Below are 12377 nucleotides of genomic sequence, written 5' to 3'. Positions count from 1 at the left end.
CCAGACTACCTACAATTCAAAGCGCGCTGTGTCTGACTGGCTCATTCCGTCGGTCACGATCCCCGGAACGACCGGTCACGATACCGGAATCATCGGCCACGATAAACGGTATACCCATATGGGTTTACCGCGCGCTTACTATTTGACAGACAAGCACGTAATTGCTTTTCACAATTGATTGCGTCGGGACCAAATAAGTGGTCAAACCAATGCGATTCGCGCGTCTTGATCAAGTTTAGAAACTCGAGGGCCCGTGCTCCGTTTCCAGACATGTTGGCGAAGGTGTCAAACCCAGCCTCAAGAAAGTTTTGAAGAGAGCCCAATCCAGAGGATGCCGCTGGTCGGCGCATCATTCTGAGCATCAACCTGAGCCCAGGAGTTCGGGTTAGTCGATCCAGTTCGCGCCCGACAGCAAGCACAATATCCAGTTGTCGATGCCGGTCCTCCACATGACCTACTGACTTCCACGCTAGAACGTACCGGGTCACATCATCGGCATGAGTCCCCTCGGACTCTCGACGCCAGGCGATTGCCATCTGGTGGTCAAGCTCTTCGGTCAGAGCATGTAGTTCCGCCAGTGACACAGCTGTTGCAACCACTGCTGACGGGAAAAACGTTTGAAGTGCTCCGGCAATGCGCGCAAACTGTGCGTCGCGAAGTGAGTAATCCTTGTCGCCGTAGAGTTCGTCCAAAAAAAACCTTGCGGCGCCCGCATACTCCTTTGCATCAAAAAGGTCCGCGTAGGTACCGGCGAAACGACGTGCCTGAAACCGTTTGATGGTCGTCGTAGCGGCAAGGAGGCCGGGTGACGACGCTGCTTCCAAACGCAATGCGGCAACCCGCGCCACCGCATCCCTGATTTTTTGTGCTGCACTCATGGGAGCAAGTGTATCGGTCTGGAAGAGCCAAAAACATGTCCAATGATGCGCTGCGAAACAGGCGGGTTGAGTGCCCCGTGAGCTAGCGCTCGCACTCGTTTTGCGCCTTGTGCTGCCGGTTTCCAATTTACCAATGAGCCCCACGATGGCGCCCATGCGACAGAATCACGACAGTTTGGAGTGTCAACACTAGGGATAACCCTTATATTACACCCCATGCTTGAAGCAAAAGAACTGATCAAAGCCTCATTCGGTGTGGGGCGTGATTTTTTACGCCCACCGGCGGGGAAGGGCAGCAACGCAGCCACAGGGGGGAAGGCTCCAATCCTTGTACCGATCCGCTCATTGGGGGTGAATCACCGTGACCGGATCGCCCGGCATTTGCTTTCGCTAGAGTCTTCCGACCGGTACTTGCGTTTTGGGTACATGGCGCAAGACGCGCAAATTCAGCGATATGTGGACGGACTTGACTTCGAGCAAGACGAGATTTTCGGGATTTACAACCGAAAGATTCAGTTGATCGCCATGGCGCATCTCGCCTATCCCAAGGAGGCTAGCTACGAGTCCTGTGCGGAATTCGGCGTATCGGTTGTTCCCGGTGCACGCGGTCGGGGATTTGGGGCGCGATTGTTTGAACGTGCTGCAATGCATGCTGCCAACGACGGAATCAGCATGATGTTTATTCATGCACTGAGCGAGAATACAGCCATGCTGAAAATTGCCCGCAACGCGGGTGCGACGGTTGAGCGCGACGGATCCGAGTCCGAAGCCCACCTGCAGTTGCCACAGTCCACGTTGGATAGCCGCGTTACCGAAATGCTCGAGGAGCAAGTGGCTCAAACCGATTATCGAATCAAGACGCAAGCCAAGCAGTTCTGGAGCTTCCTTGCAGACTTGCAAGAGGTTCGCCGGGGTGCGATCGACGCGCAACGCCGCATCCCACCCTGAAGCGGGTGAAACCAATCTGTGGCGGGTCATACAAATCCGCTATCCTTGAGGGTCCGAAACAAAGGCAGTCCTTGCCACCACGTCAGTGTCAGACCCACACCCCCCGCGGCCAGCAGACAAAGAAGACAAGCGGACTTTTCTTCGCAAACTCGCTGAGTTCATCCATCCAGGACCCGATTCAACAGCGGAGCTAATTCAGACGCTGGCCGAAGCTGAGGATAACAACATCATTGGTGCCGAGTCGCGCGTGATGCTTGAAGGCGTAATTCGTATGGCGGACATGACCGCCGGTGATGTGATGGTGGCGGCCACGCGCATGGACCTGCTGAATATTCTCGCACCCATGGACTCGTTGCTTCACACCGTGATTGACACCGCGCACTCCCGCTTTCCGGTATACGAAGGTGAGCGTGAAAACGTCATTGGTATTCTGATGGCCAAGGACCTGCTGAAGCTGCAGCGGGCTCCCGAGCTCAACATCCGGGCGCTATTGCGACCCGCCGTTTTCGTGCCAGAGACAAAAGGCCTCAACGACCTGTTGCGTGAATTTCGGGGCAATCGCAACCACCTGGCGATCGTAATAGACGAGTTTGGCCGCGTGGCAGGCCTCATCACCATCGAAGATGTTCTCGAGCAAATTGTGGGTGAAATCGAAGACGAGTTCGACATCGCGGAGGATGAGGGCGACATTTTTGCGCTGGCTGACCGTACCTATCGCGTCAGTGGCGACACCCCTATTGAGCGGGTCAACGACGCATTCACGGTCGTACTCACCGGATCGGATCCAGACGATCACTTTGACACTATTGGCGGATTGATTGCGCACGAAATGGGCCATGTACCCAAGCGCGGCGAACGCTTCACATTGGGGGGCTTGGTGTTCCTGGTGCTCCATACCAAAGGCGGCGCTGTGAAGTGGTTCAAAGTGGCGCCCGACGACGTCGTATCCTGAAAGCTATGCAATCGACCTTTCTGCGTAAGTACCACGCAGTGGATATTTTTGTCAAATTCGCTATTGTTTTGATAGCTGCTTGCGCCAGCGCTGCAAGCGTTGCGTGGCCATTCTCCCTTCTTTTTGAAAAAGGGGAACCGCTCTGGTGGCTGCAATTGTTGTCCATGGGCGTGCTCGTCTGGGTGCTGCACCGTTGCAGGAGCTGGACGCAGGCCGGGGCTATCGGGTTACTTTTCGCCACGGCCTGGCTGTGTGGCACGTTCTGGTGGCTTTATATCTCGATGCACACCTACGCCGGGTTGAACGGGTTGCTGACGGCCCTGGCCATTGTGGCCCTGGCCGCGGCACTCGGTTTGTATTACGCGGCGGCGTCAGCGCTCTATTGGCGTATCAAGGATCGCAGCCCGCATATTGCATGTCTGGGTTTTGCCGCACTGTGGACCGCAGCTGAAATGGCGCGTGGCACCTGGCTGACGGGTTTTGGCTGGGGCGCTGTGGGTTATGCGCATGTAACCGGGCCTTTGGCTGGCTACGCGCCATGGGTTGGTGCATATGGCATAACGGCATTGGCTGTCTGGCTCGCTGCTGCAGTGGTGCTCTTTTCTCGCAGCGGGGCCGTGCAACGCTCGGCGACCGTCGTTGTGCTGGTCGCTGGCTGGATGGCGTCCACCTGGCTGCCCACATGGTCGGCACCCGCGGGTCAGCTGTCGGTAACCCTGTTGCAAGGCAATATTCCCCAGGATGAGAAATTTCAGCCTGGTTCTGGCGTTCCACTGGCCTTGCGCTGGTATGGCGAGCAGTTGCAAGCCAGTCGGGGTGATCTGGTCGTTGCGCCAGAGACGGCCATTCCTTTGCTGCCCCAGCAACTGCCACCCGAGTATTGGGACGCCTTGCAAAGCCGCTTTGCCAAAGGTGAGCAAGCGGCCCTGATCGGGTTCCCTTGGGGGAGCTATTCGCAGGGTTACACCAACGCAGTGCTGGGCTTTCAACCGGCTCAAGCGCAGCTATGGCGCTACGACAAGCACCATCTGGTTCCCTTTGGTGAGTTCATTCCGCCATGGTTCAAATGGTTCACCACTCTGATGAACATTCCCTTGGGGGACTTCAACCGGGGCGCCGTGGGTCAACCGTCCTTTGAGTGGAAAGCGCAGCGCTTGGCACTCAATATCTGCTACGAGGATTTGTTCGGCGAAGAACTGGGTGCCCGCTTCATCAACCCGCCAGTGGCCCCGACCATCTTCGTCAACGTGAGCAACATCGGCTGGTTCGGCAATACCGTGGCCATCGACCAGCATTTGCAGATCAGCCGCATGCGTGCGCTGGAGTTTGAACGGCCGATGATCCGCGCAACGAACACCGGGGCCACCGTCATCATCGACCATACGGGCCGCGTGACGCATGCATTGCCGCGCCACACCCGCGGCGCCCTGGTGGGGGATGTGCAGGGCCGCACCGGCATCACCCCTTTTGCGTGGTGGGTGTCCCGCTTTGGATTGTGGCCACTGTGGTTACTGGCAATTGCTATTGTTTTGATAGCTGTCCGCGCACGGCCAATCAGGGCGGGTTAGCGGTTTTGCCCCTGTAAAATCAGGGCATGCTCACATTTCAACAAATCATCCTGAAATTGCAGTCCTACTGGGCTGACCAAGGTTGCGCGCTGCTGCAGCCGTATGACATGGAAGTCGGCGCCGGCACTTCGCATACGGCTACATTTTTAAGAGCACTGGGGCCTGAGCCCTGGAAAGCCGCTTATGTCCAGCCCAGCCGCCGCCCCAAAGATGGCCGCTATGGCGAGAACCCCAATCGCCTGCAGCACTACTACCAGTACCAGGTGGTTTTGAAGCCCGCGCCAAGCAACATTCTGGAGCTGTACCTGGGGTCGCTGGAGGCATTGGGTTTCGATCTGAAGAAAAATGACATCCGCTTTGTGGAAGACGATTGGGAGAACCCCACCCTGGGCGCCTGGGGCCTGGGCTGGGAAGTCTGGCTCAATGGCATGGAAGTCACGCAGTTCACCTACTTCCAACAAGTCGGCGGCATTGACTGCAAACCCATCACCGGCGAGATTACCTATGGGCTGGAGCGTCTGGCTATGTACCTTCAGGGCGTGGACAACGTCTACAACCTGACCTGGACCGAGGGCCTCTCGTATGGCGATGTCTACAAGCAAAATGAAGTCGAGCAATCCACCTACAACTTCGAGCACAGCGACGCTGACTTTTTGTTCACGGCGTTCACCGCGCACGAGAAGCAGGCCACACACTTGATGGAGCAGCAGCTCGCATTGCCAGCCTACGAGCAGGTACTCAAGTGCGCGCACAGTTTCAATTTGCTAGACGCCCGTGGTGCCATCAGCGTGACCGAGCGTGCCGCCTACATTGGCCGCATCCGCAATCTGGCACGTGGCGTGGCGCAGAGCTATTACGAGAGCCGTGAACGTCTGGGCTTCCCGATGGCCCCGCGCGAGTGGGTGGAACAGATGAGCAAGAAGGCCGCATGATGACAACGAAAAACCTTCTGGTTGAATTGTTCGTAGAAGAACTGCCCCCTAAAGTACTCAAAAAGCTGGGCGATGCGTTTGCTACCGTGCTGGCCGAGCAGCTTCGGTCTTTGGGTCTGGCAGGCTCCGATTCGGTGACGACCGCCTATGCCTCGCCGCGCCGTTTGGCCGCGCACATCAGCCACGTCTGGCTCAAGGCGGAAGACAAGGCGGTCCAGCAGAAGCTCATGCCAGTGTCGGTCGGTCTGGATGCCTCCGGCAACGCGACGCCCGCACTGCTCAAGAAGCTGCAGGCACTGGGTGCGGACCTGAGCAACCCTGCCGCCACAGTGGCTGCGCTCAAGCGCGCGTCCGATGGCAAGGCTGAAGCCCTGTTCTACGACAGTCTGCTCACCGGCGCCACGCTCGATACCGGGCTGCAAAAGGCACTGGAAGAAGCCATTGCCAAGCTGCCGATCCCCAAGGTCATGAGCTACCAACTGGAGACCGATTGCGCGCTGCCCGGCTGGAGCAGCGTGAACTTCGTGCGCCCTGCGCATGGGCTGGTGGCCCTGCACGGCAGTACCGTGGTGCCGGTCAAGGTGCTCGGCCTCACGGCGGGACACACGACACAGGGTCACCGCTTCGAGGCCAAGGTGTCGCCCGTGGTGATTGCGGACGCGGATAGCTATGCCACAACACTTGCTCGGGATGGCGCAGTCATTGCCTCGTTTGCCGAGCGCAAGGCCGACATTGCGCGCCAACTGACCGCTGCCGCTTTGAAAGTGGGTGGCGGCTGCAAGCCGATCGAGGACGATGCTTTACTCGACGAGGTGACCGCCTTGGTGGAGCGCCCTAACGTGCTGATCTGCGCGTTCGAAAAAGAGTTTCTCGATGTGCCGCAGGAATGCCTGATTCTCACGATGAAGGCCAATCAGAAGTACTTCCCCCTGCTGGACGGCGCGGGCAAGCTCACGAACCAGTTTTTGGTTGTCAGCAACATCAGCCCCGACGACACCAGCGCCGTGATTGGTGGCAATGAGCGCGTGGTGCGCCCCCGGCTGGCCGATGCCAAATTCTTCTTTGACCAGGATCGCAAGAAGACGCTGGAATCCCGCGTGGCCGGTTTGGATAAAGTCGTTTATCACAACAAACTGGGCAGCCAGGGTGAACGGGTCGAGCGGGTGCGTGCCATTGCACGCGCGATTGCGCAGCAGCTGGGCGACGCCCCGCTGGTCGCGCGGGCCGACAAGGCGGCCCTGCTTGCCAAGACCGATCTGGTAACCGACATGGTCGGTGAGTTCCCTGAGTTGCAAGGCATCATGGGGGGCTACTATGCGCGCCACGATGGCTTGGGTGTCGACGTCGCCGATGCCATCGAAGACCACTACAAGCCCCGCTTTGCCGGAGACGCGTTGCCGCGCAACCCCGCTGGCGTCGTCGTCGCACTGGCGGACAAGCTGGAAACTTTGGCGGGCATGTTTGGTATCGGCAATGTGCCCACCGGTGACAAAGACCCGTTTGCCTTGCGTCGGCATGCTTTGGGTGTCATTCGCATGCTGGTGGAAAAGGACCTGCCATTGGAGCTGACGGCCCTTGTGCAAGCCGCGCTCCCTGCCTTTGGCGACAAGATTGCCGACGCCTCCGGTGCATTACTTGACTTCATGTTTGACCGCCTCGCCGGCTCCCTGCGCGAGCAGGGCTACAGCGCCCAGGAAGTCGATGCCGTGCTGGCCTTGCGCCCCCAGCGTTTGGGGGAAGTACCCAAGCGCCTGGCAGCGGTTCGCGCTTTTGCCGCACTGCCTGAGGCACCCGCCCTGGCTGCTGCCAACAAGCGCATCAGCAACATCCTCAAAAAGGCCCAGGAAGTGGACCCGCATGTCAGTGAGGTCTTGCTCCGCGAACCCGCTGAGATGGCGCTGTATTCAGCGATGAAAGACGTTGCACCCAAGGCCAAAGCACAGTTCGAGTCAGGCGACTACACCGCCTCACTGCAAACTCTGGCCGCATTGCGCGCGCCGGTGGATGCCTTCTTCGACGGTGTGATGGTCAATGCCGAAGAAATGGACCTGCGTCTGAACCGCCAGGGCCTGCTCAAAAGCCTGCACGTCGCCATGAACCGCGTGGCCGATCTGTCGCGACTGGCAAGTTGATATGAAGCTCGTCATTCTGGATCGCGATGGCACCATCAATGAAGACAGTGCCGAGTACGTCAAATCGCCTTCGGAGTGGCAGCCCTTGCCGGGCGCTCTGGACGCCATCGCACGCCTCAATCATGCCGGATGGCATGTGGTGGTGGCCAGCAACCAGTCCGGCCTGGGTCGCGGATTGTTTGACGTGGCTTCGCTCAACGCCATGCACGCGAAAATGCACACCATGCTGGCCGCCGTCGGTGGTCGGATAGATGCCATCTTTTACTGCCCCCATGCGCCAGACGATCACTGCCATTGCCGCAAGCCCGAGCCCGGTCTGTTCGAGCAGATTGGCGAGCGCTACGGCATCGACCTGCAGGATGTTCCTGCCGTGGGCGACACGCCGCGTGATCTGGTGGCGGCGGTGACCGCCGGTTGTGAGCCGCATCTGGTTTTGACCGGCAAGGCACTGGCCTACCGGGGGCGGGAGTTGCCCAGTGGCTACCCGCAGGGCACGGTCGTGCACCAGGACCTCGCCGCATTTGCCGAGTACCTGGTGTCGCGGGATGTCACCCCTTCACAAGCCGCAGCGCTTTGAAGAGCTACTATTTTTGTAGCAAACAATTGAATAAGGACGTGGGCTAGCGCCTCATTTAATGCTTATGTCTGTTATTCGATCGATCCTGCACATGCTCTGGATGGTGCTGACCGTGGTGCCTTACACCCTGGCGATATTGATCGCTTCGCTGTTCGGCCTGCGCGGCGCGCCCGTGTACCGCATTGCCCGTGCCTGGCTGAGCCTGAGCGTAAGCGGGGCGCGGGTGATTCTGGGCATCCGTACGCGGATCACGGGCATGGACAACCTGCCCGTGGGTGAAAAAAGTCCCGCGGTGTTGCTGGTCAAGCACCAGTCCACATTTGAAACTTTTTTGATGCCGGCCATCATGCCGCACCCGCTGGCCTATGTGTTCAAGAAAGAGCTGCTCAACGTGCCGTTCTTTGGCTGGTCGATCGGGCGACTGGACATGATTCACATCGACCGCAGCCTGCGCACCCAGGCCTTCAAGAAAGTCGTGGCGCAGGGCAAGGAACGGCTGGCAGAGGGCGTCTGGATCATCATGTTCCCCGAAGGCACGCGCATTCCCCGCGGGCAAAAAGGGGTGTACGAGACCAGCGGAACGCGTCTCGCGGTGCAAACCGGTGCGCCCGTCATTCCCATTGCGGTGTCGTCAGCCAAATGCTGGCCGCGCCGCGCCTTTCTCAAGACGCCAGGCGTGGTGGATGTGTCGATTGGCAAGCCCATTCCCAGTGTGGGCCGCCACCACAAGGAATTGATGCAGGAGGTAGAAACCTGGATCGAAACCGAAATGCGCCGCCTGGATCCCGAGGCGTACACGTGATGGCGCCGAGGGCGCTTCGCTAGCAAGCCATGCGCAGCCTGCTGCAATACACTTTGGATCTGTTTGACGCTCCAGCCCCCGTGGAGTCTGCGCAGAGCGCTCCTGAAATAGTAGCAAGTACGGATAAAGATGCCGGTCCAGGCGTGTTTCACCAGTTGACGCAGCCGCTGGGTCAGGCCATCGCGCCAGTGAACTTTGCCCACCCCAAGGCCAACCGCGAAGTGCGTCTGGGTGAGGCGCTTGTGGCCTACCAGTTCGAGCGCGCCAAGCGGCGCACCATTGGGTTTGTCGTGGGGCCGGATGGGCTCGTGGTGCGGGCACCCCGCTGGACGCCCCTCTTTGAAGTGGAAGCAGCCCTGCAGGAAAAAGGCCGCTGGATCACCCGCAAGCTGGAGGAAACGCGTGAGCGCACGATGCGCCAGCAGAGTGCCCGTATTGAATGGCGCGATGGCGCAACCCTGCCCTTTCTGGGCTCCGCCGTAGCGTTGGCGCTCGACCCCGGCCACCGTTTTGCGGCGGCCGGCGCGCATATGGAGCTTCCGGCGTCCGGCGAGGGTGCTGGTGTTCTGCGCGTGGGTCTGCCCACTGCAGCCGCTCCAGAGCAAATTCGCGATGCCGTGCAGGCCTGGCTGATGCGCCAGGCGCAAGAGAACTTCAAACAGCGCCTGGATCATTTCGCGCCCCAGCTACAGGTGCAGTGGCGCAAGCTGAGTCTGAGCAATGCGGGGACCCGGTGGGGCAGCGCGCGCATTGACGGTTCCATTCGCCTTAACTGGCGGTTGATCCATTTCCGTCAGCCCGTGATTGATTACGTGGTGGCGCATGAACTGAGCCACTTGCGCGTCATGGACCACAGCCCCCGTTTTTGGGACACCGTGCGCTCCGTCGTGCCTGACTATGCAGAGCTGCGTGGGCAGCTCAAGGACGACGCCATACCCAAGTGGTAAGGCGTCGAGCTGCCGGTTTTTTAGCGCGCAGTCTTGCTTTCCTGGCCCAGCAAAGCGTCCTTGAGCATGAAATCAGCCGGAGAAGAACCGACCCAGATTTTGAGCACCATGTTGAAAAACTCCGCGTCGCCGACAGGGGCTCCCTGGGGCTTGCCGGCGATGTAGAACGTGGTGCCACTGCCTGGAACGAAGTCCATGGCAAAGCTATCCCCGGGCATCAATTTGGACTGGCCTGAAAAAATATCGATGAGTCGAGTAGACGACGTGGTGTGCTTCTGCACCTGATCCTTGGCGGCGTTCGCTTGCAGTCCCTTGAGGAACGCAAGGCCCAGATCCGTTCCTGGCATCTCGCGCAGCGCCACAAAGCTCAATCGCTTGGGGCCCGGCAGCGCCAGCAGTTCCTCAGGCGTTCCCACTTTTTTGGATGTGTACAGGGCCATGTCGTACACCTTGAAAATGACCCGAAAGCGCGTTCCTGCTCCATTGAGAACCAAGGGGGTGCCATGCTTGTGTCTCCAATTGTTCACATGCAATTCTCTTATTTTTGGCGAAATAGACGTCGACCTGGGCGTGACTTATTACCCAAGGCGCGTGATTAAAGTATTTTCTGGACTAAATGACAACGGTCTCAGTGACTAACGGGTGCAAACCGGTAAACGCCATCCGCGTCCAGTGTGCGCTGCAAGGTGCCGCCAAACCACAAGGCGTGCAAATGGGCAATCGACTCCCCCATGGCAAAGGTCGTCTGGTGCAGGTCCAGGGTGCGCTTGAACAGCACCGGCAGCATGTCGGCAGCGCTGCAGGGCTGTGCTTCGCAAGCCTCAAGCACTTCGGCCAGGCGGTCGCGGTGGTGGTCATGCAATTGCTGGATGCGGGTGTGCAGCCCGGTAAACGGTTTACCGTGTGAGGGCAGCACCAGCGTGTCGATTGGCAGCGGCAGAAACTTGTCAATGGAGTCCAGAAACAGGGTCAACGCATCGGACTCAGGCTCCTGCTCGTAGACGCTCACGTTGGTGGAGATGCGCGGCAACATCATGTCGCCGCCAATTAGCACGCCCAGGGCTTCGCAGTACAGGGCGATGTGCTCCGGTGCATGGCCGAAGCCGCTGATGCAACGCCACGCGTGGCCACCCACCTGCAGCAGGCTGCCTTCCATCATGCGGCGGTAAGACGGCGGAACCGAGGGCACCAGCGCGGGGAAGTAGCCCGTGCGGGCCTTGATCTGCGCGACCGCTTCCGGGCTGTTGAGCCCGTGCGACGCAAAAAAATCTGCTGCCCGTTCCCCCCCAAACGCGGTGGGTCCCATGCAGCCCATGCGCGCTACCTGGTAGTCGGTCGCGCTGATCCACAAGGGCACGTTCCACCGGTCGCACAGCCAGTGGGCCAGGCCAATATGGTCCGGATGCATGTGCGTCACGATCACCCGCAACACGGGCAGGCCATCGAGCTCGTTGGCGAAAATGGTTTCCCACTGGGCTTTGGCTTCTTCCTTGTGGATGCAGCAATCGACAATGCTCCAGCCCTGGCGGCCATCGATTGCATCGCGCAGCAGCCACAGGTTGATGTGATTGAGTGCAAAAGGGAGAGACATGCGGACCCACTTCACACCGGGTGCGACTTCCAGTGTCCCGCCCGCGGGGGCCAGGGCTTCGCCGAAGGGATAGTGGAGCTGTCGTTCCAGATCATTCATGGTGGAGGTCTTTTGTTACATAATTGACGTTTACGTAAACGTCAACAAAAGAGGGCATTCTAGGTGGTGGCAAATTCGCGCACTGTCTCCCTTGTTCGTACCATTTATGAGCATCACCTACAGCATCGGCGATCTCGCGCGCGAGTTCGACCTGACCACCCGCGCCATCCGGTTCTACGAAGATCTGGGGCTGCTGCAGCCCGAGCGCAACGGCCCGGGTGGCCGCAGCCGTGTTTACAGCGGGCGGGATCGCACGCGCCTGAAGCTCACCTTGCGGGCCAAGCGCCTGGGATTGAGCCTGACCGAGGCCAAAGAGATCATCGACATGTACGACAGCCCGCGCGACACGGGTGCCCAGCTGCAAAAGTTTCTGGACGTGCTGGCCATTCACCGCAAGCAGCTGGAGGCCCAGATGCTGGACCTGCAGTCCAACCTGGATGAGCTTAAAACCCACGAAAAAGAGGCTCGCGTGCTGATGGCCAAAGCCGTCAAGCCAGCCAAGGGTGTCCGGGCATGACGACGCTCTACCAGCGCGTGCTGGACAGCTTTATGCGCCAGGGGATGATGCAGCACCTCGGTGCCCAGCTGGCCCGGGTGGAGCCCGGCCTGGTTGAAATCGTGTTGCCCTATTCGGACAAGGTAACCCAGCAACAGGACGGGTTTCATGGCGGCGCCATGGGCGCCGTGGCCGATATTGCCGGCGGATACGCCGGCCTGACCGTGGCGCCCGAAGGCATGGAGGTGATCACGGTCGAATACAAGATCAACTTCCTGTCCAGCTTTCAGGGCGGAGAGTTGCGCGCCATCGGCCGCGTGGTCAAAAGCGGCAAACGCATCATCGTCACCACGGCGGAAGTCGTACATGTGGACGACAGCGGCAAGCAGTCCCCCTGCGCCGTGATGCAGCAAACCCTGATGCCGGTCGCCAAAACCTACTGATTTTTTACCAAT

The 12377-nt window shown here is 59.4% G+C and carries 13 protein-coding genes; 10 read left to right on the top strand and 3 right to left on the bottom strand.

Annotation, left to right across the window (positions count from 1 at the left end):
• Positions 1-89: 89 nt before the first annotated feature.
• Entirely contained in the window at positions 90-878 is a 789-nt protein-coding gene (locus tag AC097W_RS18845) for an FFLEELY motif protein (protein WP_479604167.1), read from the bottom strand.
• A 216-nt stretch (positions 879-1094) separates the two neighbouring features.
• Here AC097W_RS18845 and AC097W_RS18840 point away from each other — a divergent pair, with 216 nt between their 5' ends.
• From AC097W_RS18840 to AC097W_RS18805, 8 genes are all read left to right on the top strand, one after another.
• Positions 1095-1826: an N-acetyltransferase family protein gene (locus tag AC097W_RS18840; RefSeq protein WP_479604166.1), complete on the top strand. Its 732-nt coding sequence runs from the start codon at positions 1095-1097 to the stop codon at positions 1824-1826.
• 85 nt (positions 1827-1911) lie between these two features.
• Positions 1912-2778: an HlyC/CorC family transporter gene (locus AC097W_RS18835; protein ID WP_479604165.1), complete on the top strand. Its 867-nt coding sequence runs from the start codon at positions 1912-1914 to the stop codon at positions 2776-2778.
• Between the two features lie 5 nt (positions 2779-2783).
• A complete protein-coding gene (gene lnt / locus AC097W_RS18830) occupies positions 2784-4346 on the top strand; it encodes an apolipoprotein N-acyltransferase (protein WP_479604164.1) in 1563 nt (520 codons plus the stop codon).
• A 26-nt stretch (positions 4347-4372) separates the two neighbouring features.
• A complete protein-coding gene (gene glyQ, locus AC097W_RS18825) occupies positions 4373-5278 on the top strand; it encodes a glycine--tRNA ligase subunit alpha (RefSeq protein WP_479604163.1) in 906 nt (301 codons plus the stop codon).
• Positions 5278-7410, top strand: coding sequence for a glycine--tRNA ligase subunit beta (gene glyS / locus AC097W_RS18820; protein WP_479604162.1), 2133 nt, complete (start codon positions 5278-5280; stop codon positions 7408-7410). The genes glyQ and glyS overlap by 1 nt, the downstream gene beginning before the upstream one ends.
• Before the next feature lies 1 nt (position 7411).
• On the top strand, positions 7412-7987 hold the full coding sequence (gmhB, locus tag AC097W_RS18815) for a D-glycero-beta-D-manno-heptose 1,7-bisphosphate 7-phosphatase (protein ID WP_479604161.1): 576 nt from the start codon (positions 7412-7414) through the stop codon (positions 7985-7987).
• 64 nt (positions 7988-8051) lie between these two features.
• On the top strand, positions 8052-8789 hold the full coding sequence (locus tag AC097W_RS18810; protein WP_479604160.1) for a lysophospholipid acyltransferase family protein: 738 nt from the start codon (positions 8052-8054) through the stop codon (positions 8787-8789).
• A 29-nt stretch (positions 8790-8818) separates the two neighbouring features.
• Complete coding sequence (locus AC097W_RS18805; RefSeq protein WP_479604159.1) at positions 8819-9736, top strand: M48 family metallopeptidase; 918 nt, start codon at positions 8819-8821, stop codon at positions 9734-9736.
• 20 nt (positions 9737-9756) lie between these two features.
• On the opposite strand, the gene AC097W_RS18800 is transcribed toward AC097W_RS18805, so the two are convergent.
• Together AC097W_RS18800 and AC097W_RS18795 are read right to left on the bottom strand one after the other, a co-directional pair.
• On the bottom strand, positions 9757-10269 hold the full coding sequence (locus AC097W_RS18800; protein WP_479604158.1) for a chalcone isomerase family protein: 513 nt from the start codon (positions 10267-10269) through the stop codon (positions 9757-9759).
• A gap of 95 nt (positions 10270-10364) precedes the next feature.
• On the bottom strand, positions 10365-11426 hold the full coding sequence (locus AC097W_RS18795) for an MBL fold metallo-hydrolase (RefSeq protein WP_479604157.1): 1062 nt from the start codon (positions 11424-11426) through the stop codon (positions 10365-10367).
• Between the two features lie 106 nt (positions 11427-11532).
• Here AC097W_RS18795 and AC097W_RS18790 point away from each other — a divergent pair, with 106 nt between their 5' ends.
• On the top strand, positions 11533-11943 hold the full coding sequence (locus AC097W_RS18790) for a MerR family transcriptional regulator (RefSeq protein WP_479604156.1): 411 nt from the start codon (positions 11533-11535) through the stop codon (positions 11941-11943).
• Complete coding sequence (locus AC097W_RS18785) at positions 11940-12365, top strand: PaaI family thioesterase (protein ID WP_479604155.1); 426 nt, start codon at positions 11940-11942, stop codon at positions 12363-12365. The genes AC097W_RS18790 and AC097W_RS18785 overlap by 4 nt, the downstream gene beginning before the upstream one ends.
• Positions 12366-12377: the final 12 nt, after the last annotated feature.

The organism is Rhodoferax sp. GT1R46, assembly GCF_056521285.1.
The sequence above is the reverse complement of the archived record's forward strand: the minus strand, read 5'-3'. Positions and strand labels throughout refer to the sequence as shown.

Bases quoted from the DNA above. Each gene is read 5' to 3' on its own strand.
- AC097W_RS18845 (WP_479604167.1), bottom strand. From the start codon at position 878: ATGAGTGCAGCACAAAAAATCAGGGATGCGGTGGCGCGGGTTGCCGCA.
- AC097W_RS18840 (WP_479604166.1), top strand. From the start codon at position 1,095: ATGCTTGAAGCAAAAGAACTGATCAAAGCCTCATTCGGTGTGGGGCGT.
- lnt (WP_479604164.1), top strand. From the start codon at position 2,784: ATGCAATCGACCTTTCTGCGTAAGTACCACGCAGTGGATATTTTTGTC.
- glyQ (WP_479604163.1), top strand. From the start codon at position 4,373: ATGCTCACATTTCAACAAATCATCCTGAAATTGCAGTCCTACTGGGCT.
- glyS (WP_479604162.1), top strand. From the start codon at position 5,278: ATGACAACGAAAAACCTTCTGGTTGAATTGTTCGTAGAAGAACTGCCC.
- gmhB (WP_479604161.1), top strand. From the start codon at position 7,412: ATGAAGCTCGTCATTCTGGATCGCGATGGCACCATCAATGAAGACAGT.
- AC097W_RS18810 (WP_479604160.1), top strand. From the start codon at position 8,052: ATGTCTGTTATTCGATCGATCCTGCACATGCTCTGGATGGTGCTGACC.
- AC097W_RS18805 (WP_479604159.1), top strand. From the start codon at position 8,819: ATGCGCAGCCTGCTGCAATACACTTTGGATCTGTTTGACGCTCCAGCC.
- AC097W_RS18795 (WP_479604157.1), bottom strand. From the start codon at position 11,426: ATGAATGATCTGGAACGACAGCTCCACTATCCCTTCGGCGAAGCCCTG.
- AC097W_RS18790 (WP_479604156.1), top strand. From the start codon at position 11,533: ATGAGCATCACCTACAGCATCGGCGATCTCGCGCGCGAGTTCGACCTG.
- AC097W_RS18785 (WP_479604155.1), top strand. From the start codon at position 11,940: ATGACGACGCTCTACCAGCGCGTGCTGGACAGCTTTATGCGCCAGGGG.